The sequence below is a fragment of the Streptomyces sp. NPDC007088 genome (assembly GCF_042869355.1).
GTDB lineage: Bacteria > Actinomycetota > Actinomycetes > Streptomycetales > Streptomycetaceae > Streptomyces.
The window spans coordinates 93643-119734 of record NZ_JBIAFO010000008.1 but is presented as its reverse complement, the minus strand read 5'-3'; the positions used below and the strand labels follow the sequence as shown (position 1 = coordinate 119734).

Below are 26092 nucleotides of genomic sequence, written 5' to 3'. Positions count from 1 at the left end.
CCCTGCGTACGCCGCTCACGTGCTCACGTGCTCAGTCGCTCACGTGCGCGGCGCACGGTGATGCGGTGCGGTGCTCAGGTGCTCACTGCACGTTGATCTTGAAGGTGGACGTCGTGTTCCTGATGTCCTGGAAGTTGCCGCTCATCGTGAGGCCCTTGAACGTGGCCTCGCCGACCGCCGGACCCTGTCCCGGCTCCGGCATCTCGTTGGCCCAGATGCCCCAGCCGGAGCGGGCGTCGTAGGCGTCGCCGCTCTTCTTCGCCCCGGTGATCGAGATGTCGGTGAAGATGGTGTCCTTCACCGGGAACTGCGGCTGTCCGCCCACGTAGTTGGTCTGGAACATGATGCCGCCGTAGGTCGGGTCCACGATGTCCACGTCATTGATGCGGATGCCCTGGAAGACCTTGGAGGCGGAGAAGATCCAGATCGCGGGGAAGACCTGCGAGCCCCAGAAGTGGCCGCCGGCCCGCACCAGGGACACGTTCTCGATCGTCGTCGGACCGGTCCCGAAGCCGTTCATCGGGTAGCCGAAGTCCAGCGAGGACACCGTGATCCCGGAGTACACCAGGGTGTCGGCGATGTGGATGTTGCGGAAGGTGTTGTCGTAGCCGCCGTAGACCGCGAGGCCCGCCGCGCGCCAGGTCAGCGTCGAGGACAGGTTCTCGAAGACGTTGTTCTTCTCGTCGGCCCCGCCCGCGTCGATCGCCGAGAACAGCGCGAAGCTGTCGTCACCGGTGGCGCGCGCGTCGTTGTTGACGACGTGGTTGTCGGTCGAACCGTTGGTCATGTTGATCCCGTCCGCGAACATGTCGCGGATACGGGAGTTCTTGATCGTCACCTTGTCGGTGTTGGCGCCCCAGTACAGGCACACCATGTGCTCGACCCAGATGTTGTCGATCGTGACGTCCGAGATGTTCGAGAAGTCGAACACCTTGCCCGGTCCGTCGATCCGGGACGTGTAGTTGCCGAAGTAGGTGAAGTTGGCGAAGGTCGAGCCCTTCGCGCTCGCCTCGGCGCGGAAGCCGACGTCCGTGTTCTCCTGCGAGGACGGGGCGTGGAAGCGGGTGAACCAGGGGCCGGCCCCGGTCACCTGGACGGCCTTGCCGTAGACCTGGAACTTGCTCGCGGTCTCGTAGTCCCCGGCGGGCAGGTAGACGCCGACGAGCTTGCCCGTCGTGTCCATCCGGACCTTGTCGAGGGCGTTCTGCACGTCCTGCTGGCCGAAGCCGGCGGGGGTGACGTACGCGGCCGGGTCCGGGTTGGGCAGCGCGGTGGCCTGCTCGGTGTTGATGAAGTCGATCGCGTACTTCGAGGAGTTCGCGCTGTCCTTCTGGAGACGGATCTTCGAGCCCGCCGGGATCGTCTTCCCGAGCTGGAGGTTGGCCTCGTCGTAGATGTGGCGGGGCGCTCCGGAGCCGGGCGAGTTGCCGGGCGCCGTCTCGTTGCCGTAGAGCCACGCGTACTGCGAGGTCAGGTCGATGGGCTTGAGGAGCTGCCCGTCGACGTACACGTTGAGCGTCGCGTTGGTGCCGCCGCCACCCGCCGAGTCCGGGATGGAGAACCGGGTCACCAGGGTGTTGGTGGGCGCCTTCGTCGTGAACTCGACGTACTCACCCGTGTTGTTGAGGGTCACGGCCTTGCGGCCGGAGGCCTCGCCCGCGAGGTCGCCCACGGTGCGGTTGGGGCCGACGACCTTGGCGCCGCCGCCGACGGCGGCGTCCTCCGCCTCGTACATGTCGTAGGGCATGTCCGCGCCGCGTCCGACGAACAGCGGCTGCGTGGAGGTGTTGTTCTGCCGCTTGACCGGCAGCTCGTTGGCGTCGTCGGCGACCACGGTCTTCACCGTGTACTTGCCGTTGACCGCGGTCCAGGAGCCGAGGCTCACCGGGGAGGTGGTCGCCCCGGGCGCGATCGCGCCGTTGTAGGTGCCGGTCAGGGTCTTGACCGTCGCGCCCTTGGCGTCCTGCACGGTGACGCTGAGGGCGTGCGCGCCGGAGGCCGAGGCGGTGATGCCCTGGTTCTTCAGCGCGACGGAGAAGTTCACGTTGTCGCCGGCCGAGGCGCTGGTCGGGGACCACGAGGTGGTCGCGACCAGATCGGAGCTGGAGACCTGCTTGACGACCAGCGGGTCCGGGCTCGTGTAGGTGTTGTTGGCCTCGTTCTGCTCGACGACCTTATTGGACTCGTCGACCACGGCGCTGACCTGATAACTGCCCGCGTCCCGCGTGCCGATGGAGCCGGTGACGGTCTTGCTCTCCCCGGCCGCGAGCGCCGGGACGGCCGCCGTCCCCGCCTTGTCGCCACCGAGCTTGAAGGTCAGGTCGGTGGCCTTGGCGGCCTGGCTGCCGCTGTTGGTGACGGTCGCGGTCAGGCTGATCGCGTCCGACTCGACCGGGGCGGCCGGGCTGGAGGTGATCTTGGTGACCTGGAGATCCGGGTTGGGCGCGGGCACCCCGATCACCTGGAACTCGGCGATCTGGCCGGCCGGGGCCCCCGTGTTGGAGGTGATCCTCAGCTGGACGTCGGCGAACCGGCCGGAGACCGGGATGGTCACCGTGTTCTGGCTCGACGGGCTGAAGGTGTAGTCCTTGGCCGCGACCGCGCTCGTGAAGCCCGAGGCGTCCTGCTCGCGGCCCAGCACCTGGATGTTCTGGGTTCGGTTGCCCCAGGAGCTGTCCGGGTTGAGCTTCAGCACGACCTGGCTGACGTCGGCGTTGGAGCCCAGCTTCGTGGTGAGCGTGTTCGGGTAGCTGCCGCCCGCGCCCTCCCAGTAGGTGCTGGTCTGGCCGTCGTTGGCGTTGGCGGCCACGAAGGTGAAGACGCTGGAGTTCGCCTCGATCGGCTTGCCCTGCGCCAGGTTGGAGCCGGGGCCGGTGGTGCCCGGACGGGTCACGCTGTTGCTGTTGCCGGAGACGTTGCCCGCCGCGTCCTTGGCCCGCACGTAGTACGTGACCGAGGAGCCGGCCGCCGGGGTGTCGGTGTACGTCGTGACGTCACCGGCCACCGACTTGAGCAGCTTGTCGTTGCCGTAGACGTCGTACGCGGTGACCTTGACGTTGTCCGTGGACGCCTGCCAGGTCAGCTTCACGTCGTTGCCGGACTGCGTGAAGGCGAGGCTGCCGGGCGCGGTGGGCGCCTGGGTGTCCCCGGTCGACTGGCCCTTGCGGGTCACGCTGTTGCTGTTGCCCGAGACGTTCCCGGCCGCGTCCTTGGCCCGGACGTAGTAGGTGACGTCGGCGCTCGCGGGCTGGCTGTCGGTGTACGTCAGGACGTTGCCCGCGACGCTCGCGCGCAACTGGCCGTTGGCGTAGACGTCGTAGCCGGTGACCCCGGTGTTGTCGCTCGCGGCCTTCCAGTTGAGCTTGATCTGGCCGCTCGCGGGCTCGGTGTAGGACAGATCGGCCGGGGCGGTCGGCGCCTGGGTGTCGCCGGTCGCCGGGCCGTAGACCTCCAGCTCGGCCAACTGGCCCGCCGGCCACGCCGAGTTGGCGGTGATCAGTACGCGTACGTAGCGCGTGGTCGTCGCGTCGAAGGTGATGTCCGCCGACTGGTCGTTGCCCGCGTTGAAGGTGTACGCCTTCGAGGCGGCGAGGTCGGTGAAGTCGGAGTTGTTGGTCGAGCCCTGGATCTTGAGCGTCTGGCTGCGGCTCTCCCAGCCGCTGGGCAGCCGCAGGGTGACCTGATTGACCCGCACCGAGGAGCCGAGGTCGACCTGCACCCACTGCGGGAAGGAGTTGTTCTTGCTCTCCCAGTAGGTGGCGCGGTTGCCGTCGCCCGCGTTGGCCGCCCCGTAGACGTCGGCGTGCCCGCTCTCCGTGAAGGGCTTGCCCTGCGCGAGGTTGGGGGTCGCGGCGGCCTCGGTGAGGACCTGCATCTCGGCCAGCTGCCCGGTCCTCGCGACCGAGTTGGCGGTGAACTCGGCGCGTACGTACCGGGTGAGGGTCGCCGGGAAGGAGACCTTCACGGTGTTCCCGTTGCCGGGGCTGAAGGTGTACTGGGCGGAGGTCTTGAGCGTCGTGAAGCTCTTGCCGTCCGCGCTGCCCTGAAGCGCCAGGGTCTGCTTGCGGGTGGCCCAGTCCGCGGGGAGGCGCAGGACGACCTGGCGCACCCGCTTGGTGCGGCCGAGGTCGGTCTGCACCCACTGGGCGGACTTCTTCGCGCCCTGCCAGTAGGTGCGCGCGTCCCCGTCGGTGATCGCGGTGGCGGCGTGCTTGGCGACGGCGCTGCCGGCCGTGGTCCGCGCGCCGGCGGCGGCGTTCGGGCCGCCGGCCGCCGAGGCGCCCAGGGCGGGCAGGCCCAGGACCATGACGCTGGAGGCGACGACGGCCGTGGCCGTACGCCATCTCCAGCGGTGTGTGTCGATGCGGGTCATGCGGGGGTGTCCCTCTCTGCGGGGCCCCGCGCGCGGGATGCGCGCGGAGGCGGCTCTTCGGTGGAGCAGAGCGGTGGTGCGGTCCGGGCTCGGGGTGCGGCGCCCGGGGGTGGCACCGCACTGCGTACGGCTGGCGGCAGCACGCAGCTCACACGCAAGAACTCAGCTTCTTGCGCTCAATTATTGGAGAATTGCAGAGAGTTGTACGTCAGTCCACGGTCGGGACAGAGAAAATTGCCCGAGCATGTCAACGGCCGGGCGCGGGCCGCGGCTGCCGCGCGCCCGGCTGTAATGGTCCCAACTCATTATTTTGGGAAGGCCATTGACAAATTCTGGGCCGCTCGCCACGATGCAGAACGCTGTAACCACCGCGCGAAACACCCAGCTAGAGCCGTCCACACGTGGTAGTCCCACGCTGCGGCGCGACACGCGAGCCGCCTGTCCGCCCAGGAGCACACAGCACCCCCTACGGCGCGGTGGCCCGTTGGTACGAGTGCAAGCGCGGCCGGCGCGCGCCTTGCCTGACACCCCCACGAGGTCAGGAAGGAAGCTTCATGTCAGTACGCCCGAGAAGGACCGGGTCCCCGGCGAGAGCCGGACTGCGAGTGGTCACCGCACTCGCCCTGGTGCTGGGGTCGGGAGCCGTGATCGGCTCCGCGAGCGGAGCGGGGGCAGCCCCGCAGGACATCCCCGCCGCCGACTACCAGCAGGTCGAACTCGCCCGCGGAGCCGCCGAGATCGGCGGCGAGGGCATGTCCCTGTCGGTGCTCCCCGACCGTTCCGTCGTGCACACCTCGCGGGACGGCACGGTACGGATCACCGACGCGGCCGGGAACACCCGGACCGCGGGGAAGCTCGACGTGTACAACCACGACGAGGAAGGACTCCAAGGCGTCGCGGCCGACCCGGACTTCGACACCAACCGCTGGATCTACCTCTACTACTCCCCGCCCCTGGACACCCCCGCGGGCGACGCCCCCACCACCGGCTCCGCCGCCGACTTCGACCGCTTCAAGGGGCACCTGAACCTCTCCCGGTTCACGCTCAAGACGGACGGCAGCCTCGACAAGGCGAGCGAGAAGGTCGTCCTCGAAGTCCCCAACGACCGGGGCCAGTGCTGCCACGTCGGCGGTGACCTGGACTTCGACAGCAAGGGCAACCTGTACCTGACGACCGGGGACGACACCAACCCCTTCGAATCGGCCGGCTACAGCCCGCTCGACGAACGCACCGACCGCAACCCGCAGTTCGACGCGCAGCGCTCCTCCGGCAACACCAACGACCTGCGCGGGAAGCTGCTGCGGATCACGCCCACCGACGCGGGCGGCTACACCGTCCCCGCGGGCAACCTGTTCGCGCCGGGCACCGCGAAGACCCGTCCCGAGATCTACGCGATGGGCTTCCGCAACCCCTTCCGGATGTCCGTGGACAAGACCGACGACACCGTCTACCTGGGCGACTACGGTCCCGACGCGGGCGTCACCGCCGCCGACCGGGGACCGAGCGGGCAGGTCGAGTTCAACCGGATCACCAAGGCCGGCAACTTCGGCTGGCCGTACTGCACCGGCACCAACACCACCACCGAGACCTACAACGAGTGGACCTTCCCGGACGGCCCCTCCGGAGCCAAGTACGACTGTGCGGGCGGCCCCGAGAACAACTCCCCGCACAACACCGGGCTCAGCAAGCTGCCGCCCGCCAACCCGGCCTGGATCAGGTACGCCGGTGACGCCGGCTCCCCGCCCGAGTTCGGCAGCGGCTCCGAGTCCCCGATGGCCGGCGACGTCTACCACTACGACGCGAACCTCGACTCGCCCGTGAAGTTCCCCCAGGAACTCGACGGCCGCTTCTTCGCCACCGAGTACGGCCGTAAGTGGATCAAGACCGTGGAGGTCGAGGGCGACGGCTCCCCGGGCGCCATCGAGGACTTCCCGTGGACCGGCACCCAGGTCATGGACTCCGAGTTCGGCCCGGACGGCGCGATGTACGTCCTGGACTACGGCACCGGCAGCGACAACCAGGCGCTGTACCGCATCGAGTACCTGGCCGGGAGCAACCGCAGCCCGGTCGCGAAGGCCGCCGCGGACAAGACCTCCGGGGCCACCCCGCTGGCCGTGAAGTTCTCCTCAGAGGGCAGCTCCGACCCCGAGGGCGGGACGCTCTCCTACGCCTGGGACTTCGGTGACGGCGCCGGCTCCACCGAGGCCAGCCCGAGCCACACCTACACCGAGGCCGGAACCTACCGCCCGACGCTCACCGTGACCGACCCCGAGGGCCTGAGCGGCACCGCGAGCCTCGTCGTCACCGCCGGGAACACGGCCCCGACCGTGAACCTCACGGCGCCCGCCGACGGACAGCTCTTCTCCTTCGGCGACAACGTGCCCTTCACCGTGACCGGCTCCGACCCGGAGGACGGCGCCCTGGACTGCGCCAAGGTCAAGGTCACCTACTCCCTCGGCCACGACAGCCACACCCACGCGATCACCTCCAAGAACGGCTGCACCGGGACGATCAACGTGCCCAACGACGGGGAGCACGACGCGGCCGCCAACCTCTACGGGGTCTTCGACGCCGAGTACACCGACAGCGCGGGCCTGACCACCCACAGCGTCCGCAAGCTCCAGCCGCGCCACCGGCAGGGCGAGCACTACACCAAGATGTCCGGTGTGGAGGCCGCCGCGCACGGCACCGCCGAGGGCGGCACCGCGGTCGGCTACACCGACAACGGCGACTGGATCGCCTTCGAGCCGTACGCCCTCTCCAACGCCACCTCGATCACCGCGCGGGTCGCCTCGGGCGGGGCGGGCGGCACCCTGGAGGTCCGCGCGGGCGCTCCCAACGGAACCCTGCTCGGCTCCGTGGACGTCAGCCCGACCGGCGGCTGGGAGACCTACAAGGACCTGAAGGCGGACCTGAGCGGGGCGCCCTCCGGGACGACCAGCCTCTACTTCGTCTTCACCGGCCCGACCGGACAGGGCAGCCTCTTCGACCTCGACTCCTTCACCCTCGGGACGTGAGCGCGATGACACAGCACCGACGCCTCGGCAGACGCGTGGCGGCCCTCGCCACGCTCGCCCTCACGGGCGCCCTGGTGGCCCCGGCCACGGCGGGCGCGGCGGCCGACCCGTACGAGGTCCTGGTCTTCTCCAAGACCGCCGGCTTCCGGCACGACTCGATCCCCACCGGCGTCGCGACGCTCAGGGAACTGGGCGCGGAGAACGACTTCACCGTGACCGCGACCGAGGACGCCGCCGCCTTCACCCCGCAGAACCTCGCCGGGTACGAGGCGGTCGTCTTCCTCAGCACCACCGGCGACGTCCTCGACGACGCCCAGCAGAACGCCCTCCAGTCGTACGTGGACGGGGGCGGCGGCTACCTCGGCGTGCACGCCGCCGCCGACACCGAGTACGACTGGCCCTACTACCGGCAGCTCGTCGGCGCCTGGTTCCAGAGCCACCCGGCCATCCAGGACGCGACCGTCGTGACCGAGGACCACGACCACCCGGCCACCCGGCACTTCGGCCCGACCTGGCTGCACAACGACGAGCTGTACAACTACCGCACCAACCCCCGCGATCAGGTGCGCGTCCTCCAGAGCCTCGACGAGTCCACGTACGAGGGCGGCTCGATGGGCGGGGACCACCCCATCACTTGGTGCCACCCGCAGGAGGAGGGCCGGTCCTTCTACACCGGGCTCGGCCACACGAACGAGTCGTACGCGGACCCGGACTTCCGGAAGCTGCTGCTCGGCGGGCTCCAGTACGCGGCCGGTCAGGCCGAGGCCGACTGCACGCCCCCCGAGGGCGGCGGCACCCAGCCCGCGACGGTCGAGGCGGAGTCCTTCAGCTCCGGGTCGGGCGTCCAGGCGGCCGGGCACGCGGCGGCGAGCGGCGGGGCGACCCTCGGCTACATCGAGGACGGCGACTGGGCCGGGTACGCCGACGTCGCCACCGACGGCGCGGCCTCCTTCACCGCGAAGGTGTCCTCGGCGGGAGCGGGCGGCACGATCCACGTCCACGCGGGCTCGGCCACCGGCCCCGAACTGGGCAGCGTCGCGGTCGCGCCGACCGGCTCCTGGGAGACCTTCACGACCGTCTCCACCCCGCTGGCCGCGGGCGGTGAGGGCCCGCTCTTCCTGCGCTTCTCGGGCGGCGGGGGCTCCCTCTTCGACATCGACAGCTTCTCGCTGACGGCGGCGGAAGGAGGGGCCGCGCGGTAGGGCTTCTGGTCCCCGGCGGGCGGCACCGCGCAAAACGCGGTGCGCGGCCCGCCGGTGACGCGGTACCGTCTGACCCATGTTCTTCATGACGCCGATCTACGAGTGAGAGCGCGGCGGAGGCCCGGGGCAAGCGACCCCGCCCCTGACCGCCCCCTTCCGTCGTTCCCCCACCCTTCACCGCGCCCGAGCGGCGCGCTGCCGTGGCGCGGTCCTCATCGATCGGAGCAGGACACATGGCGAAGAGCCGAAACAACCTTCTGGGCGTAGGCGGCCAGCGCGGCAAGCTGCCCAGGCCCGGCCAGGCGGGCCACACCGGCCCCGCCGACCGTCGCGCGGCCGAGGACCACAAGCAGGAGCTGGCCCGCAAGATGCGCGAGAAGCTGACCGGCACCCCGCAGCCCGACCCGGAGCCGGAGTCCGCGACGGACCAGGCCCAGGAGAGCGGCGGCGAGCGCAACAGCTGACGCGAGCCGGGCCCGCGAGGGCCCACAGCACCACCGCACGAGCGACCGCCCGGCCCTGGGGGCCGGGCGGTCGTCGTGTTCCCAAGGCCGCTTCGCGGACCGCGTATGTCCTTGACGACACCAGTGGCTTACGCGCCGACGCAGGGTGGACCGTACGAGCAGAACGGTGACCGGTCCGGACGGCGGACCGGCGGCCGACGTGGCGCGAGCCCTCGGAACCAGCGCCGAGGGGGAGACGGTGAACAGCGCTCTGCGTGAGGTGCTGGACATCCGGCGGCGGTACGGACCGGCGGACGGCAAGTGCCAGTGACGGCCGGCGGGCGCCACCCGGCCCGCTCCCTCACACCAACGCCCTCGGCAACCGCGCACTCAGCCCCGCCGTCAGCAGCACCGCCCCGATCTGCACCAGCAGGGTCGTGACCAGGGCCGTGCCCATCCCGGCGGAGGGGGCCAGGGACAGGAACAGGGTGCCCAAGGTCGCGACGCCCAGGGCCAGGGCGGCCTGCTGAGTCGTGGTCATGACCCCGCCCCCGACCCCCGCGCGCTCCGCCGGGATCTCGGAGAGCACGATCCGCATGACCACCGGGAGCTGGAAGGACTGGCCGAGACCGGTCAGCACCATCCCCGGCGCCAGACCGAGCACACCCAGCTCCGGCCAGCCCGCGTGGACCGTCACCACGACCACGCCCAGGCCCAGCGCCTGGAGCAGCGCGCCCGCGGTCACCACCGCGCTCCCGAAACGGCGCACCAGCCGGGGACCGGCCAGCGAGCCGAAGAAGAAGGCGACCGCCGCCGGGGTCAGCGACAGACCGGCCTCGACCGGGCCCATCCGCAGGCCCCGCTGGAGCGCCACCGCCACCACGAACATGAACCCGCCGAAGCCGATGCTGAACGGCACCAGGATCAGCAGCCCGCGGCGCACCGACACGATCCGGAACAGACTCGGCGGGACGAGCGGCGTACGGCCCGCCCGGTCCGCGCGCCGCTCCACCGCCAGGAAGGCGGCCGCCGCGCACGGGAACAGGGCGAGCAGCACCCAGGTCCACAGCGGCCAGCCGGCCGCCCGGCCCTCGGTCAGCGGCAGCAGCAGCGTCACGAGCCCCACCGCCAGCAGAGCTGTACCGGGCAGGTCCACCGGGGCGGGCGCGGCCGACCGCGTCTCCGGCACCGAGCGCACCGCGCACAGCAGCCCCACCGCCGCCACCGGCACGTTGACCAGGAAGATCGCCCGCCAGCCGAGCCCCGCGACATCCGCGGAGACGAGGACCCCGCCCAGGATCTGGCCGGCGACCATGGACAGCCCCGCCGTCGCCCCGTACAGACTCATGGCCTTCGCGCGGCGCGCCCCGGCCGTCGTGGACTGAATGGTCGCGAGCACCTGCGGCAGCATGAACGCCGCCGCCGCGCCCTGCGCGACCCGCGCGCCCACCAGGACGCCCGCCGTCGGCGCCAGACCGCAGGCCAGCGAGGTCAGCCCGAAGGCCGCCATCCCCACGAGGAACAGCGCCCGCCGCCCGAACAGGTCCCCGATCCGCCCGCCGAGCACCAGCAGCACGGCGTACGCGACCCCGTACCCGGCGACGACCAGTTCCAGCGTCGCCTCCCCGGCACCCAGGTCCCGGCCCATGTCCGGCAGCGCCACGTTGACGATGAAGAAGTCGACGAGCGGCAGCGCCGCCCCCAGCAGCACGGTGAACAGTCCGGCGGAACCCAGAACCGCCCCGTGCGCCACGACGACCGGCCCGGGGTCCGCCCCCGGGGACGCCGCGCGCGTTCCGCTCTCACTTACGTTGGTGTCACTCACGCAAGGCAGCCTGCGCCCCTCGCGAAAGGGGTACCAGAGTCTTCTTATACGGGTACTGGGCCCACCTGGCTGGGTCCCTGGCCCTGACCGCCGGTGTGCGGCAGGCTGGAGGCATGACGCGTACGACGACGGGATCGGTCCAGGTCCTCCCGGCCCCCGGGCCCGCCCCCGCCCCGCTGCCCGGCCCCGCGTCGCAGGACGAGACGCGGGCCCGCCGCCGCGAGCTGGCCACCTTCCTGCGCAGCCGCCGGGAGCGGATCACCCCGGAGCAGGTCGGGCTGGTGCGCGGGCGCAGGCGCCGGACGCCGGGGCTGCGCCGCGAGGAGGTCGCGCAGCTCGCCGCCGTCGGGGTCACTTGGTACACGTGGCTCGAACAGGGACGGGACATCCAGGTCTCCCCGCAGGTCCTGGACGCGGTCGCCCGCGCCCTGCTGCTCGACCCGAGCGAACGCGCCCACCTCTTCCGGCTCGGCGGCGCCGTGGACCCGGCCCCCGGCACGCCCTGCCCCTCGATCACCCCGGCGGTGCGGGCGCTGCTGGAGCAACTGGAACCGGTCGCGGCCTGCGTGCAGAACAGCCGGTACGACATCCTCGCGTACAACAGGGTGTTCGGACGGCTGCTGTGCGACCTGGACACGGTGGCTCCCGAGGACCGCAACTGCATGATCCTCGCCCTCACCCACGAGGGCTGGCGCTCCTCGCTCACCCAGCTGGACGGCACCGTACGGGCCATGGCCGCCAAGTTCCGCGCCTCGATGGCCGACCACCTCGCGGAGCCGGCCTGGCGCGCGATGCTGGCCAGGCTCATGGAGTCGCCCCAGTTCCGCGAGGTGTGGGAGCGGCACGAGGTGCTCGCGCCCCGCTCCAGGACCAAGCACTTCCGCAACACCGAGGTCGGCCCGCTCAGCCTCGTCCACACCGATCTGTGGCTCGGCCCGGCGGACGGCCCCCGCCTCGTCACCTACGTGCCCGCCGACGAGGAGAGCCGGCACAGGCTCGGACAACTCCTGCTCCTGGCACGGGAGAAGGAGGAGCGAGACGGCGAGCGGGAACCGGCGGCGGCGCCGGTCGCGGCCTGAGGACCGCGACCGGACCGGGCGCCTCCCGCCCGGCCGGGGAGGTCAGGCGGGGCAGCGGACGTCGCCCGACGGGCGGCGGCCCCTCGTCAGGAACTCGGTCACCGTCCGGTCCCCGCAGGCGTTGCCGTTGTTCAGGTAGACCCCGTGGCCACCGCTGTCGACGCTCACGAGCCGGGCCCGCCCGCCCAGCGCCGCCCGCATCCGCAGGGCGCCCGCGTACGGGGTGGCCGGGTCGCGGAGGTTCTGGATCATCAGGATGTTCGACGGGCCGTGCGCGTTCAGGCGTACCGGCTCCTGGGCCGGCGGGTTCTTCCAGAAGGAGCACGGCGTGATGTTGGCCGGCATCCCCGCCGTGAGCGGGTACCGCGCCCGGTCCCGCGCCACCCGCGCGCGGTAGGCGGGCACGGACGCGGGCCACCGCACGTCGTTGCAGATCACGCCGATCGAGACCGCCGCGTCCTCCTGCGGCAGGGGCCGCGCCAGCTCGGGCGGCAACTCCGGTGTGAGCGCCGGGTCCTGGGCCTGCCGCAGCAGTCCGGCGAACGAGGCGAACAGGTCGTCGTCGTACAGCGCGCTCTGTAGCGCCTGCCGCAGCCCGTTCCCGGTCAGCGGGGTGCCCGGGGTCGTGGACTCCTTGGGGGAGCGGTCCAGTCGCGCGGCGAGTGACAGGAACAACGGCTCGACGTCGCGGGGGTGTTCGGCGATCCGTTCCCGGCCGCGCGCCGGATCGGCCGCCCAGGCGGCGAAGTCGGGGAAGCGGTCGGCGGCGCCGCGGGCCATGTTCGCGAGCCAGCCCCGCGCGACCCGCGCCGGGTCCGGGTCGCCGCTGCTGTCCAGCACGACGCGGTCCGTGCGCCGGGGGTACTCCTGGGCGTACACCGCGCCGACGTACGTGCCGTAGGAGGTGCCCCACACCGACAGCCGCTCCTCGCCGAGCGCGGCCCGCAGCCGGTCGATGTCGCGCACCTCGTTGGCCGTCGACAGGCTGCGCAGCACCTCCCCGCCGTCGCGGTCGCAGGCCGCGGCCGTACGACGGGCGCGGGCCAGGTTCTCGTCGACCGAGCCGTCCGCGCCCGGCCAGGACCGCAGCGTCGAGAGGAAGCGGTCGCCCGCCTCCAGACCGCAGCTCGCGCGCGAACTGCCGCCCACCCCACGGGGATCGAGGCTCACGAGGTCGTAGGCCCCGCCCGTGGCGGCGCGCAGCGCCTCGCCCTGCTGCGTGATCCGCGCCACCCCCGAGCCGCCCGGACCGCCGGGGATCAGCAGGAGCGTGCCGCGCCGCTCGGAGGGCCGGCCGGAGCGCAGCCGGGACACGGCCACGGTGAGCGCGCGCCCCTGCGGTCTGCGGTAGTCGAGCGGTACGGACAGCTCGGCGCACTCCTGACCGGCCGGCCCGGCCGCCTTGGCGCAGGGCCGCCAGGAGAGCGCTTCGGGGGCCGGGCCGGCCGCCGTCACCGGGGGCGCGGTGAGGGACAGCGTGGTGGCGACGGCGGCGGCCGACAGGCCGAGGAACAGGGCGCGTTGGGTGCGTGTCGTGGTCATGGGACGAGCCTCGCGGACCGGGTCGGCCCCCTCCCATCCGGCTGCCGGGCCGGTGCGGCCGGGGGCGTTCCCCCGTACGTGTGGGGGGCGGGCCGGGCGGGGTCAGTTCCCGGCGACGCCGGCCTGGGCGGGGCTCGCGGGCTCGGCGTCCTCGATCGCGAGGCGCCGTGCCGTACGGCGGGCCGTGCCCGCCGCCCAGCCGCCCGAGGTGAGCAGGCCCAGGAGCAGGACGGCCACCCCGCAGCCGGTCAGGACCCACCACGCGGGGCGGGCCGCGCCGGAGAAGGTCGCGGCGTAGGAGGAGGGGTCGATGCGGGAGGCGATCACGGCGCCGATGACGGCGACGCCGAGGGTCGAGCCGGTCTGCCGGCTCGTGGAGGCCACGGCCGCCGCGACCCCGGCCTGGGCGCGCGGCATCCCCGAGACGGCCGTGTTCGTGATCGGCGCGTTGATGAAGCCGAAGCCGAGACCGAACAGGGCGAAGCCGGTCAGCAGGCTCCACGTGTGCTCCTGCGCGTCGAAGCCGGCGAAGGCCGCGCCGCTCGCCGTCATCGCCGCGCCCGCGATCAGCAGCGGCACGCGGGTGCCGCGCGAGCCGACGAGGCGGCCCGACAGCGGCGCGCACACGAAGGACAGCGCGGCCATCGGGAGCATCATCAGCCCGGCGTCGAGCGCGTTCAGGCCCCGCACGTTCTGTAGATACAGCGTGTTCAGGAACAGGAAACCGGCCAGCGCGGAGAAACCGCACACCGCGATCACCGTGGCCCCGCTGAACGGGGCGCTGCGGAAGAAGCGCAGGTCGATCAGGGGCTCCGGGCGCCGCCCCTCGTAGCGCACCAGCCCCAGCAGGGCCAGGACGACCACCGCCGCGCAGGACAGGATGAGCGGCGAGGTCCAGCCCGCGTCCGGCGCCTCGATGATGCCGAAGGTCAGCGCGCCGAGCAGGGCGATCACGAGGAGCTGCCCGACCGGGTCGGGGCGGCGCGCCCGCGCGGCCCGGGACTCGGGCACGTAGCGCGCCGTGAGGACGAGCGCCGCGACACCCACCGGCAGGTTGACCCAGAAGATCGACCGCCAGCCGACCGAGTCCACGAGCAGACCGCCGATCAGCGGACCGGCCGCCATCGAGACGCCGACGACCGCGCCCCACACCCCGATGGCCCGTGCCCGCTCGCGCGGGTCGGTGAAGGTGTTGGTGATGATCGACATGGCGACCGGGTTGAGCATCGAGCCGCCGACCGCCTGGACCATCCGGAAGACGATCAGCAGCTCCAGGCTGGGCGCGACGGAGCACAGCGCCGAGCCCAGCGTGAAGACGAGCAGCCCGATACGGAAGACACGGCGCCTGCCGATCCGGTCGGCGGTGGAGCCCGAGAGCATCAGCAGCGAGGCGAGGACCAGGGTGTACGCGTCGATCGTCCACTGCATCCCGGAGACGCTCGCGTGCAGCTCGCGCTGCATCGAGGGCAGGGCGACGTTCAGCACGGTGTTGTCGAGACTGACGATCAGCAGGCTCATGCAGCAGATCGCGAGGACCAGCATCCGGCGCCGGTGACTCAGGACGGGGGGTGAGCCCCCCGGGGAGGAGCTGCCGGGGAGGGGGGCACCGGGGGAGGGGCTGCCGGGGGAGGCACCGGGGGCGGGCGGCTCGGCGCTCGGGGAGGCGGGCGTTTCGGGCATGGCGGCAAGCCTAGTCGATAGTACGGTTAACTAACTAATAAATCGGTGCTGTGGACACCGGAACACCGGCCGCGGCCGAGTGCGGGACAATGACTCCATGTCCCTTGCGCTCCCCGCCGTCGCCACCCCGCTGACGATCGGCCCGCACACCGTCCAGCCGCCCGTCGTGCTCGCCCCCATGGCGGGCATCACCAACGCGCCGTTCCGCACCCTGTGCAGGGAGTTCAGCGGCGGCAAGGGCCTGTTCGTGAGCGAGATGATCACCACGAGGGCGCTGGTGGAGCGCAACGAGAAGACGATGCAGCTCGTCCGCTTCGGCCCGAGCGAGACGCCCCGCTCGATCCAGCTCTACGGAGTGGACCCGGCCACCGTCGGCAAGGCCGCCCGCATGATCGCCGAGGAGGACCTGGCCGACCACATCGACCTGAACTTCGGCTGCCCCGTGCCGAAGGTCACCCGTAAGGGCGGCGGCTCCGCCCTGCCCTACAAGCGCAACCTGCTGCGCGCCATCCTGCGCGAGGCGGTGACCGGCGCGGACGGCCTGCCGGTCACCATGAAGATGCGCAAGGGCATCGACGAGGACCACCTCACCGCGCTGGACGCGGGCCGGATCGCCGTCGAGGAGGGCATCAGCGCGATCGCCCTGCACGGCCGCACCGCCGCCCAGCACTACGGCGGCACCGCCGACTGGGAGTCGATCGCCCGCCTCAAGGAGCACGTCCCCGAGATCCCGGTGCTCGGCAACGGCGACATCTGGAGCGCCGAGGACGCGGTCCGCATGATGCGCGAGACCGGCTGCGACGGAGTGGTCGTGGGGCGCGGCTGCCTCGGCCGCCCCTGGATCTTCGGCGACCTCGTCGCCCTCTTCGAGGGCACCGCCGCGCCCGCCGCCCCCTCCCTGCGCGAGGTCTCGGCGGTCATGCTGCGCCACGCCACCCTGCTCGGCGAGTGGCTGGGCGACGAGGCGCGCGGCGTCATCGACTTCCGCAAACACGTCGCCTGGTACCTCAAGGGCTTCTCGGTCGGCTCCGAGATGCGCAAACGGCTCGCGATCACCTCCTCCCTCGCGGAACTCGCCGAAGGGCTCGCCGCCCTCGACCTCGACCAGCCCTGGCCGAGCGCCGCCGAGGGCCCCCGTGGCCGCACCTCCGGCAAGAACCGCGTCGCCCTCCCGGACGGCTGGCTGAACGACCCGTGGGACTGCGCGACCCTCACGGAGGACGCCGAGTCGGACACCTCGGGGGGCTGACGCGGGGGTGGGGGACACGCTCGACCTCTGGAAGCGGCACTGCGGGCGGGTCCCCGAGGAGGTGTGGGAGCGCACCGGCCTCACCACCCTGATCCTCGCGGACAACGAACTGACCGCACTGCCCGCCGCCGTAGGGCGCCTGCGCGCCCTGCGCACCCTCGACCTCGGCCACAACCTGCTCACCGGACTGCCGGAGGAACTCGGCGCGCTCACCTCCCTGAGCGACTGCCTCTACCTGCACGACAACCGCCTCACCGCACTCCCCGACAGCCTGGGCGCGCTCACCGCCCTGCGCTACCTCAACATCGGCGAGAACCCCCTGACGGCGCTCCCCGCCGCGCTCGGCGGCCTGAGCGCCCTCCTCGAACTGCACGCCCAGCACGCACACCTGCGCACCCTGCCCGACTCGCTCGGCCGGCTCACCCGGCTGCGCGAACTGCGGCTGCGCGGCAACGCGTTGACCGCCCTGCCCGCCACCTTCGCAAAGCTGCGCGCACTGCGCCGCCTGGAACTGCGCGACAACCGGTTCACGAGCGTCCCCGCCTGCCTGGCGGGCCTTCCCCTGCTGCGCGAACTCGACCTGCGCGGCAACCCGCTGACCACCCTGCCGCGCTGGCTGACCCGGCTGCCCGCGCTGGAACGACTCGACCTGCGCTGGACGGGGGCGGCGGCGGAGGCGGAGGCGGAGGCGGGCGTACGCGGGGAGCTGGAAGCGCGCGGGTGCGTGGTGTGGACCTGAGGGGCGGCCGGGCGGGACCGGTGCACACGAGGCGGACCGAGCCGGACCGGCGAACCCAGGGAAACCCTGGTGTCCGGTGGGGCCTTGGGGGATCATGAGCATCCCGGGGACGGCAGGACACGCCCAACCCCGCTGGTGCTGTCGCCGAGTTGATTACCGAGAGAAGACGACGTCATGAGTTCGCCGCTGGAAGACCGCCTACGCCACATGGAGGAGAGCCTGAACACGAGCGTCCCGCACTCCGCGCGGATGTGGAACTACTGGCTCGGCGGCAAGGACAACTACGAGGCGGACCGCCAACTCGGCCAGCGCATGGCCGAGTTGTACCCGCAGATCATCGAGATCGCCCGTGCCTCACGGAAGTTCCAAGCGCGCGCGGTGCGGTACCTGGCCGCCGAGGCCGGAATCCGGCAGTTCCTCGACCTCGGTACGGGCCTGCCCACAGCCAACGCCACGCACGAGATCGCGCAGGAGGCCGCGCCCACCTCCCGGATCGTGTACGTCGACCACGACCCGATCGTCCTCGCCCACGCGCGGGCCCTGCTCACCAGTGGCCCCGAGGGAGCCACCGACTACGTGCACGGCGACCTCACGGACGCGCGTGCCGTGCTGAAGGAGGCGGCCCGCACCCTGGACCTCAGCCGGCCGGTCGCCGTCCTGATCATGTCCACCCTCGGTCACGTCGCCGACAGCGGCGAGGCCCACGCCCTGCTCCGCTCCTACCTCGACGCGCTGCCCTCCGGCAGCTACCTCGTGCAGTGCGACACCATCGAGACACCCGAGTCCAAGGCCGCCTCCGACGACTACGCGGACGGCGGCGCGATGCCGTACATCTCCCGCCCCAAGGAGGAGATGGCCCGCTTCACGGAGGGCCTCGACGTCCTCGACCCCGGCTTCGGCTCGATCAGCCTGTGGCGCCCCGAGGAACCGCCGACCGGGGAACCCCTGGAGCAGTGGGGGTTCGTGGGGCGCAAGCCGTAACCGGGCGGCGGGCCCGGGGGCCGCTCCTAGTAGGGCTTTGTTACGTCTTTGGGCAGGTGGTCGTTCTGGTGGTTTCCTGCTGGTATGAGGGTGGATGAACTTGCCGCGTGTCGGGCTCGGTTGGAGGAGTTCGCGAGGGAGGTGTTCGCGCCTCTAGCGCGTGCTGATCAGCGAGTGAAGGGCGGGCTGTACCTGCGAGGCCCGCTGCTGGACGGGCGTCGCAAGTCGATGCAGCCGATGGCTGGACGGCTCGGCGTGGACCATCAGCAGTTGCAGCAGTTCATGACCTCGTCGACCTGGCCGGTGGACATCGTCCGCGCCAGGCTGGCCCGCCGGGCAGTGGCGGTGGTGCGGCCGCAGGTGTGGGTGGTGGACGACACCGGGTTCCCGAAGGCAGAACCTCGCTGATCTTCGGGGACTTGCGGCACCACGGTGGCAGGATGGCCGAGGAGAACCGCTTGCGCTCGCCGGTGGCCTCGTCGACGCGCTTGTCGTTCACCCGCGGGGCTTTCACCTCGACCACCCCGGCTGCGGTCGTGACCTTCCTCGGCTGGTGATAGCCGTTGCGGACGACCAGGCGGTGCCCGCTCTCCCCGCGCTGGTCAGCCAACTCGGCTATATAGGCGTTGACTTCAGCCTCCAGGGCGGCGGCCAGCATCCGCCTCGCACCCTCGCGAACGATGTCGTCGATCAGGGAGCCGCTCTCGGCCGTTCCATCGGCATTCACTACGCAGCACGGGCGTGCCTTCGCGGCCGACGGTGCAACGTCGGCCTACTCGATGACCAGAAGTCGATCACTCGGGAAGGTACGCCCTTCGCGTTCAGCCCGAGGCCGATCCACAGGTCATGCGCATTGCTAAAATTCCGGAGGCCGGAAGCACTATCGCTTTCGACCCACCGGAATGGAATCGGCTACTAGCCGATTTCTCGGACTCTAAGAACGCCGGGCAAAGCGTGCCACTATAAGCGCTATGGCCGCAATTCCCGCTGCCGACAGGAGCGCTATCTTAAGCGCCCCCCCGGAAAATGCACTGGAGATCACCGCAGCTGCTAGTGCTAGAACCAGAACTGCCGATACTGTAGAAGATCGCGTTGCTGCCACTTGCTCATCTCTCCTCAGCACTCATCGGACAGACCGCATCCAAGCGAAAGGCCGAAGCCTGCCTCGGCGCCGATCAGGCCGGCCGCGCCAAGCGCACTCAGCGAAGCTCCACCCGTGGGGGTCGCCGCGGCAACCCCCACCACGGCAAGCCCGACGCTCATCGCGTCCGTAATAGACCACTGACCATTCGGATCAGTGTTGTTGATCGGATCGCCGCCTGCATAGGCATAACGGTTTCCGCGTGCAGGGTCGCCGAGGAAGCTGTACTGGTCTTGGGTGGTGAAGCGGCCGGTGGTCGGGTCGTACCAGCGCCGGCCGAATTTCACGTAGCCGGTGGTGCGGTCGTAGGTGCCGCCGACGAAGCGGTAGGGGTTCTGGACGGCGGCGGTGCCGGTGGGCTTGTCGATCTGGACGGCGCCGTAGGGATCGTGTAGTCGAAGATCGCCGGACTGGTCGGTGGACTGGTTGATGAACTGCACCGGGTTTCCGATGCCGTCGACGATGTAGTACGCCTCGTACCCGTTCGTGGTGCGCAGGGACAACGGCTGGCCGGTGGTGGGGTCGTGGTCGATGTAGGCCGTGCCCTCCTTCAGCTCGACCTGCTCGACCACCGGCATCCCGTACTGGTCCGGGGCGCCGTACACGTAGTCGACGTCCTCGCCCTTGTCCGTAGTCTGGTGGGTGAGCTCGTTGGCGTCCTCATCGGCGTAGGTGTACGTGCCGTTGCCGGTCTTGGCGGTGCTCATGCGGCCGGCCGCGTCGTAGGTGAGCTCCGACAGCTTGGGGGTTTTGGTCAGGCCGCCCTTGGCGTCGTAGCTGTAGCCGGATGTGGTGATCTGGTTGGCCGCATCATACGCGAGCGACTGGTCGGTGCTGCCATCAGAGTTCCGGAGGACGAGGTCTCTGTGTAAGCCACCGGCGGCGTGTCCTCGAACTCCATCAGGGTGAGCATCGCGCCCATCGAGGCGTGGGCACCTTCGGCGGTCGGCAGCACCTGGAGGACGATGTCCCCGTGCGAAGCCAGGGCGGCGATGTGCTGCAATTGCGCGGCCATCACTGCGTGTCCTCCGACCGGTAGCCGCAGGACATGTTCATGGAGGATGACCCAGAACTGAGGGCGCGCCGCGTCGCGCAGAATCTCCTGCCGTTTGAGCCGCACGGCGATCTGCTCTCGGAAGTACTCCAAGGCGGCGAACGGCTGGGCCTCGATCAGGGTTGCCCGCATGTAGTCCGTGGTCTGCAGCAGTCCAGGCACGACGGTCGGGGCGAACTCCGCGATGCTGTTGCGGCTTGCGCTGGCCGGTCTCGAACTGGGCGATGTAACCGGCCGAGACGAACACCAGGCTGCCCAGTCCGGACTGGGCGAGACCGGCCGCCGTCCTGGCGCGCTTCAGCTCCTCGCCGAAGTACTCCCAGGTGAGGATCTTGAACTCTTCGTCGGTGCTCAAGGCTCGTCCCTTGTGCGCAAGTTGCGCATTGCCGTCGCATGTGCGGCATCGGTCCCAACCTACGAGACGCCGAGCGGGTCCACCCTCCGTCACCCGTACTTCGCACCCGTACGAGGGCCCCGACGCGGAAGGAGAACCGTCACGTCGAACGAGCGTGCGGCGAGGGGGTGAGGGGCGCGGATCGAGCGGCCGCCCCTCCCCGGCCGCCCCCTACGCCCCGTGCCCCCCGTCCACCGAGAACTCGGCGCCGGTGATGTAGGCCCCCGCCGGGCCCGCCAGGTGGGCCACCGTCGCGGCGACCTCGTCGGCGGTGCCGAAGCGGCCGAGGGCGGTCATGGCCGACTGGTTCTGCGCGTAGGGGCCGTCCGCCGGGTTCATCGCGGTGTCGGTGGGCCCGGGGTGGACGATGTTCGCCGTGATGCCACGGCCGCCCAACTCCCGTGCCAGCGCCTTCGTCAGGCCGATCAGCGCCGACTTGCTCATCGCGTACAGGGTCCCGCCGGGGCCCGGTACGCGCTGGGTCATGCAGGTGCCGATCGTGATGACGCGGCCGCCCTCGGGCAGTACGGCGGCCGCCGCCCGCGAGGTGAGGAAGACGCCGCGCACGTTGACGGCGAGCACCCGGTCCACGTCGGCCGGGGTCAGGCTCTCCAGCGGGCCCAGCAGGCCCACGCCCACGTTGTTGACGAGGACGTCCAGGCGGCCCAGTTCCCGTACCGTGCGGGTCACCGCCTCGGCCGCCTCGGCCGCGTCCCCGGAATCGGCCCGCAGGGCGACCCCGTACCGCCCCAGGGACCGGACCTCCCGCACGACCTCCTCGGCCGCCTCCTTGCCCTCGACGTACGTGACCGCCACGTCCGCCCCGGCCCGCGCGAGCCGCAGCGCGCTCGCCGCGCCGATCCCCCGGCTGCCGCCGGTCACCAGTGCCACCTTGCCGTTCATGTGTTCCGCCGTCCGTAGCCGTTGTCCGCTGTCAGTCGTCAGCAAGTCGTTGCTTGTTCAATGACAGCGGGGCGGGGCCCCGGATGCTGGCAGCATTCCGACCTGGCGTTCCCGGACTTGACCTCAAGCCCGCTTGATGACGGAGGCTGCGATCATGACCACACACACGGATCACGCGGAGATCGGCGCACTCGTCGACCGGTACTTCCGGGCACTGGACGCACGGGAGTTCGCCGCGGGCTGGGCCAGGGACTTCTTCACGGACGAGGCGCGCATGGAGATGCCGGTCGGAGTGGACCAGGGCGCCGAGGCCGTCCGCGCCACCGAGCGGGCCCTGCGCCGCTTCGACCGCACCCAGCACCTCGCCTCCGGGGTCATCACCGACACGGCGGAGGGGGCGGGGCGGGCCACCGCCTCCTGGAACGCCCTGATGACCCACGTCCACCGCGAGGCCACGCTCCGGGAACGCGGCGAGCGGGCCGACCCCCTGTTCCTCGTGGGCGGCCGCTTCGAGGCCGAACTCCACCGCACCCCGGACGGCTGGCGCTTCACCCGCCTGACCGTCCGCCCGATCTGGACGAAGGGCCAGCCGCCGCCGGGCGTCAGCGAGGGCTGAGCCCCCGGCCGGTCACCGCGCGGACCACCGCCCGCCCCCGGGAAGGCGACCCGCGCGGCCCGGCCCGCTCAGCCCGCCCCCACCGCCGTCAGCAGGGCCAGCGGGGCCGCCGCCGAACGCGATTCGCGGGTGCAGGCGTGCGGGTACGGGACGGGGGAGGGGTACTCCTCGCGGCTGTAGCCGGCGAGGACCTCGGGCAGGCGGTGGCCGTCGGCGGACGCCGCCTCGGTCAGGGCGCGCGCGATCCTCGACGCCTCGTCGTGCAGGCCGTAGCGGGCCAGGCCCAGGGCGATCAGGGCGTTGTCGTGCGGCCAGACGGAACCCCGGTGGTAGGACAGCGGGTGGTAGGCGGGCTGCCCGGCGGCGAGTGTCCGCACGCCCCAGCCGGAGAAGAAGTCCGGCTCCAGCAGCCTGCGGCCCACCGCCTCCCCGTACTCCTTGTCCAGCAGGCCCGACCACAGCAGGTGACCCGCGTCGGAGGCGAGCGCGTCGACCTGATGGCCCTCGCCGTCCAGGGCCAGCGCGGGGAACGCGCGGTCCCGCATCCAGAAGTCCCGCTGGAAACGGTCCCGCAGGTCGAGGGCGGTCTGCTCCAGCAGGTCCGCGTACACCTCGTCGCCCCACACGGCCCGTGCCAGGTGGGAGGTGCGGCGCAGCGCGTCGTAGGCGTAGCCCTGCGCGCCCGCGGCCATCACCGGGCCGCTCGGCCGGCTGCCGTCCGCCGAGCAGATCGCGCCCGGGGAGTCCTTCCAGTTCTGGTTGGCGAGACCGCCCTCGTCGGCGCGGTAGACGAGGTAGCCGCGCGAGGTGAGCCCGCCGTGGTCCAGCATCCAGCCGACCGCCGCCCTGGCGTGTTTCTCCAGGCGCCGCGCGAGCGCCGGATCGCCCGTGCGCTCCGTGTACGCGCCGAGCAGGACCAGGAACAGCGGGGTCGCGTCCACCGAGCCGTAGTACCGGCCGAAGGGCACCTGGCCGAAGTGCGCCAGTTCGCCGTGGCGCACCTCGTGCACGATCTTCCCGGGCTGCGCGACCAGCCCCTCCGTCTTCTCCGTCGCCTGCGTCGCCGCGAGCGCGGCGAGCGTCGCCGCCGCCGGGGCCGCGCGGTAGGGGAGCAGGAACAGCGAGGTCAGCAGCGCGTCCCGGCCCAACAGGGCCTGGAACCAGGGGGCTCCGGCCGCCGGGACCCGCACCTCCTCCCCGTCCGGTCCGCGCGCCGGTACCTGGAGCGAGGCGAGGTCCGCGAGTCCGCGCGTACAGGCCGCGCCCAGCTCCGGCCGGCCCGCCGTGAGCGCGGTCTCCACCGAGTCCGCCGCGAACGCGGCCGCCTCGTCGGCGAGTTGGCGGGCCGCCTCCGCCGGGCTGTGCGGGGCGGTGCGCTGCTCCGGCAGGCCGTGGGGGCGGGCCAGGACCCGCAGGCTCACCTCGGCCGAGCCCTGCGGCTGCGGCTCCAGGGTCCACACCAGGCGGCGCGCGCCCGTCCCCGTCTCCTCGACCGCCTCCGGCGCGGGCCGCGCGGTCACGCTGGTCGCCGAACTCCAGTCGCCCCGGCGGTAGGTGAATTCGAGGCCGCCCTCGTCCAGCACCTTCCGGCCGCGCACCGCGCCCGTCTTGCTGTACGTCCGGAAGTCCGAGCGCAGTTCGAACTGATCGGTGAAGTCCGCGTCCACCGTCAGCCCGACCCGCACGGAGAGCGGCGCGGGGCGGTTGCTCGTGATCCGTAAGGTCTCCACGAACACACCGTCCACGACGGCCTGTTCACGGAAGACGGTGTACGGCGGCGGATCGGTCCGCCCGCCGCGCGGGGTCAGCACCGCGCGCAGCGTGTCCCCGCCGCGGGACGGCACGAGGACCTCGGGCACCCGCCCGTCCACCGTCAGCTGCCAGCGGCTGAGATGGCGGGCGTCGTGGACGAACAGGCCGTCCGGCGAACTTCCCCGTACCCCGGTGATGTCCCCCGCCGCGTCCACGGCCGCGAACGTCGCCCCGTGGACCAGTACGTGCTGTGCTGAGCGTGCCGTCATCCCTCAGTCCCTCCCTCGGCCAGCAGGTCGAGGGTCAGGGCCGCCGTCCAGCCGAACCGGCGCGCCCCGCACCCCCGCCCCGTATACGGATCGACGTACTCCGCGAAGTCCGTGGCGCCCGCCGTCTCCAGCAGCGCCCGGCGCAACTCCGTCGCGCGGGCCCGCTCACCGTGCGCGCGCAGACCGCGTTCGAGCAGCCAGTTGATGTTGAACCAGGCCGGTCCCCGCCAGTAGCGCTGCGGGTCGAAGGCCGGTGAGGTCAGATCGTGGCTCGGCACCATGCGGGCAGGCCCGCCCAGCCCGAAGCGGGGGCCGGACACCGTGTCCACGAGCCCCGCGACCACCTCGCGCGGCAGCTCCGGCAGCAGGAGCGGAATCAGGCCCGAGACGCCGCGCTCCCGCACGAGCGGCCGGGGGTCCCCGCCTCTTTGCGTGCCGGCCGCCACCTTCTCCGGGACCGCCGGCCCAAGCCCGGCGGCCGTCTCCCCGGCAGAACCCGGCCGCGAGCGGACGGTGTCCCGCAGGACCGTTTCCCCGGGCGCGAGCGCCGCCGCGGCCTCCCCGGTCGCGAACGCCGCCGCGCCGCCCCGCGGTCCCGCGGCCCGCACCGGGGCCGTCTCCGCAAGCGGCTCCCCGGCCTGCGCGGGTACGGGGGCGTGCCCCGCCGGGGACGGCTCCGCGCCCAGATCCCGGCACAGGAACATCCCCGCCTCCCCGTCCCACAGCCGGGTCACCAGGGCCCGGGTGAGCCGCCGGGCCCGCTCCCTGCGGGGGCCGGGGGCGCCGCCGAGGACCCCGGCGATCTCGGCGAGGGCGTACTCCGAGGCGATCAGCAGCGCGTTGAACGCGGGATCCTCCACCGCGAACAGGCCCCCGCCGCCGAGCCCCGAACCGGGCGCCGCGTCGTCCGCGTAACCACGGTCGCGGTACTCGGCCGCGAGCCGCACGTACCGCCCGTAGTCGAGATCGGTGGGACGGTCCTCCGGGGCGCCGTGGTCGAGATCGGCCCTGCGGTACGAACGGGCCTCGGCCGGTACGACACGGGACAGCGGCGCGTCCCAGCTCGGGCTGTTGTCCATGCCCTGCTCCCACGGGTGGACCACCGACACCAGGCCGCCGCCGCCCAGGTCCCGGCACTCCAGCAGATAGCGGTGCCAGGCCGCCAGCCGGGGGTACATCCGCTCCAGGAAGCCGCGCGAGGCGGAGAGGCCCGGGGCGGCGCGGTGCACGAGCCACACCGCGAGGGCGTGCACCGGGGGCTGCACGATGCCCGAGGTCTCCGGGGCGCCGGGCGCCGCCTCCGCCGAGGAGGAGCGCCAGAAATCGGGGCTCGGGAAGTACGCGTCGAGCGGTACGGAGGGGTTGAAGACGATGTGCGGCACCCGGCCGTCGGCCCACTGCGCCGCGAAGAGCGTCTCCAGCTCCCGCTGGGCGCGTAAGGGCGACAGGTGGCGCAGGCCGATCGCGATGAAGGCCGAGTCCCAGGACCACTGGTGCGGGTACAGGCCGCGCGAGGGCACCGTCGAGGTCCCCGTCCAGTTCTCCGCCAGCACCTCCGCCGCCCCGGCCCACAGCCGGCCCGCCGCCGTACCCGCGTCCGGGGCCGCGCCGGAGGGCGCGTCCAGGACCGTGCCCGGGGTGATATTGGATGCGATCCGTGCGGAGCCGCTGGTCGCGGCCGGTGCGGAGGGGGGAGGCTGTGCCGGGGAGAGCGTGTGGCCACCGGGAGGGGAGTCGGCGTTGAGAAGACTGCGGCGGGTGGTGGTTCGGGACATGCGCTCCACGTGTTCTCCCCCGAGAGGTCCGGAGACGGTCCGGGCAGCGGGCAGCCCGG

The 26092-nt window shown here is 72.0% G+C and carries 18 protein-coding genes and 3 pseudogenes; 10 read left to right on the top strand and 11 right to left on the bottom strand.

The window, feature by feature from the left end:
- Positions 1-82: 82 nt before the first annotated feature.
- Entirely contained in the window at positions 83-4372 is a 4290-nt protein-coding gene (locus ACFYMP_RS15085; protein ID WP_388856273.1) for a discoidin domain-containing protein, read from the bottom strand.
- Between the two features lie 554 nt (positions 4373-4926).
- Here ACFYMP_RS15085 and ACFYMP_RS15080 point away from each other — a divergent pair.
- The 4 genes and pseudogenes from ACFYMP_RS15080 to ACFYMP_RS15065 all read left to right on the top strand — a co-directional run bounded on the left by ACFYMP_RS15080 (position 4927) and on the right by ACFYMP_RS15065 (position 9365).
- Complete coding sequence (locus ACFYMP_RS15080) at positions 4927-7389, top strand: PQQ-dependent sugar dehydrogenase (RefSeq protein ID WP_388856270.1); 2463 nt, start codon at positions 4927-4929, stop codon at positions 7387-7389.
- A gap of 5 nt (positions 7390-7394) precedes the next feature.
- Positions 7395-8564: pseudogene (locus ACFYMP_RS15075) on the top strand (ThuA domain-containing protein); the annotation flags it as partial.
- Positions 8565-8824: 260 nt separating this feature from the next.
- Entirely contained in the window at positions 8825-9055 is a 231-nt protein-coding gene (locus ACFYMP_RS15070) for a DUF6243 family protein (protein WP_388856267.1), read from the top strand.
- Positions 9056-9221: 166 nt separating this feature from the next.
- Complete coding sequence (locus tag ACFYMP_RS15065; RefSeq protein WP_388856758.1) at positions 9222-9365, top strand: hypothetical protein; 144 nt, start codon at positions 9222-9224, stop codon at positions 9363-9365.
- A gap of 30 nt (positions 9366-9395) precedes the next feature.
- Here the strand turns inward: ACFYMP_RS15065 and ACFYMP_RS15060 are convergent, their stop codons facing one another.
- Entirely contained in the window at positions 9396-10787 is a 1392-nt protein-coding gene (locus tag ACFYMP_RS15060) for an MFS transporter (protein WP_388856734.1), read from the bottom strand.
- Between the two features lie 185 nt (positions 10788-10972).
- Here ACFYMP_RS15060 and ACFYMP_RS15055 point away from each other — a divergent pair, with 185 nt between their 5' ends.
- The gene (locus ACFYMP_RS15055; protein WP_388856264.1) at positions 10973-11938 is read left to right on the top strand and encodes a helix-turn-helix transcriptional regulator; all 966 of its coding nucleotides are present in this window, start codon (positions 10973-10975) and stop codon (positions 11936-11938) included.
- Positions 11939-11980: 42 nt separating this feature from the next.
- Here the strand turns inward: ACFYMP_RS15055 and ACFYMP_RS15050 are convergent, their stop codons facing one another.
- Together ACFYMP_RS15050 and ACFYMP_RS15045 are read right to left on the bottom strand one after the other, a co-directional pair.
- A complete protein-coding gene (locus ACFYMP_RS15050) occupies positions 11981-13480 on the bottom strand; it encodes an alpha/beta hydrolase (RefSeq protein ID WP_388856261.1) in 1500 nt (499 codons plus the stop codon).
- Positions 13481-13582: 102 nt separating this feature from the next.
- Positions 13583-15022 carry an MFS transporter gene (locus ACFYMP_RS15045; protein ID WP_388856731.1) on the bottom strand — a complete coding sequence of 480 codons (1440 nt, stop codon included), beginning with the start codon at positions 15020-15022 and terminating at the stop codon, positions 13583-13585.
- A gap of 235 nt (positions 15023-15257) precedes the next feature.
- Here ACFYMP_RS15045 and dusB point away from each other — a divergent pair, with 235 nt between their 5' ends.
- The 4 genes from dusB (at position 15258) to ACFYMP_RS15025 (ending at position 18537) form a co-directional block, all read left to right on the top strand.
- Entirely contained in the window at positions 15258-16409 is a 1152-nt protein-coding gene (dusB, locus tag ACFYMP_RS15040) for a tRNA dihydrouridine synthase DusB (RefSeq protein ID WP_388856258.1), read from the top strand.
- A gap of 7 nt (positions 16410-16416) precedes the next feature.
- Positions 16417-17148, top strand: coding sequence for a leucine-rich repeat domain-containing protein (locus tag ACFYMP_RS15035; RefSeq protein WP_388856255.1), 732 nt, complete (start codon positions 16417-16419; stop codon positions 17146-17148).
- 174 nt (positions 17149-17322) lie between these two features.
- A complete protein-coding gene (locus ACFYMP_RS15030) occupies positions 17323-18129 on the top strand; it encodes an SAM-dependent methyltransferase (RefSeq protein ID WP_388856252.1) in 807 nt (268 codons plus the stop codon).
- An 84-nt stretch (positions 18130-18213) separates the two neighbouring features.
- Positions 18214-18537 carry a transposase gene (locus ACFYMP_RS15025; protein ID WP_388856249.1) on the top strand — a complete coding sequence of 108 codons (324 nt, stop codon included), beginning with the start codon at positions 18214-18216 and terminating at the stop codon, positions 18535-18537.
- On the opposite strand, the pseudogene ACFYMP_RS15020 reads toward ACFYMP_RS15025, so the two are convergent.
- From ACFYMP_RS15020 to ACFYMP_RS15000, 5 genes and pseudogenes are all read right to left on the bottom strand, one after another.
- Positions 18521-18856, bottom strand: a pseudogene (locus ACFYMP_RS15020) (transposase); the annotation flags it as partial. The gene ACFYMP_RS15025 and the pseudogene ACFYMP_RS15020 sit on opposite strands and share 17 nt — an antisense overlap.
- A gap of 389 nt (positions 18857-19245) precedes the next feature.
- On the bottom strand, positions 19246-19977 hold the full coding sequence (locus tag ACFYMP_RS15015; protein ID WP_388856246.1) for an RHS repeat-associated core domain-containing protein: 732 nt from the start codon (positions 19975-19977) through the stop codon (positions 19246-19248).
- Positions 19978-20024: 47 nt separating this feature from the next.
- Positions 20025-20456: a DUF5753 domain-containing protein gene (locus ACFYMP_RS15010; RefSeq protein ID WP_388856728.1), complete on the bottom strand. Its 432-nt coding sequence runs from the start codon at positions 20454-20456 to the stop codon at positions 20025-20027.
- A gap of 55 nt (positions 20457-20511) precedes the next feature.
- Positions 20512-20772 (bottom strand): annotated as a pseudogene (locus ACFYMP_RS15005) (helix-turn-helix domain-containing protein); the annotation flags it as partial.
- 117 nt (positions 20773-20889) lie between these two features.
- Positions 20890-21621: an SDR family oxidoreductase gene (locus ACFYMP_RS15000; RefSeq protein WP_388856243.1), complete on the bottom strand. Its 732-nt coding sequence runs from the start codon at positions 21619-21621 to the stop codon at positions 20890-20892.
- 154 nt (positions 21622-21775) lie between these two features.
- Here ACFYMP_RS15000 and ACFYMP_RS14995 point away from each other — a divergent pair, with 154 nt between their 5' ends.
- Positions 21776-22237 (top strand): nuclear transport factor 2 family protein, encoded by a 462-nt coding sequence (locus ACFYMP_RS14995; protein ID WP_388856240.1) that lies wholly within the window; start codon positions 21776-21778, stop codon positions 22235-22237.
- 68 nt (positions 22238-22305) lie between these two features.
- On the opposite strand, the gene ACFYMP_RS14990 is transcribed toward ACFYMP_RS14995, so the two are convergent.
- Together ACFYMP_RS14990 and ACFYMP_RS14985 are read right to left on the bottom strand one after the other, a co-directional pair.
- Complete coding sequence (locus tag ACFYMP_RS14990; protein ID WP_388856237.1) at positions 22306-24258, bottom strand: glycogen debranching N-terminal domain-containing protein; 1953 nt, start codon at positions 24256-24258, stop codon at positions 22306-22308.
- The gene (locus ACFYMP_RS14985) at positions 24255-26033 is read right to left on the bottom strand and encodes a hypothetical protein (protein WP_388856234.1); all 1779 of its coding nucleotides are present in this window, start codon (positions 26031-26033) and stop codon (positions 24255-24257) included. The genes ACFYMP_RS14990 and ACFYMP_RS14985 overlap by 4 nt, the downstream gene beginning before the upstream one ends.
- Positions 26034-26092: the final 59 nt, after the last annotated feature.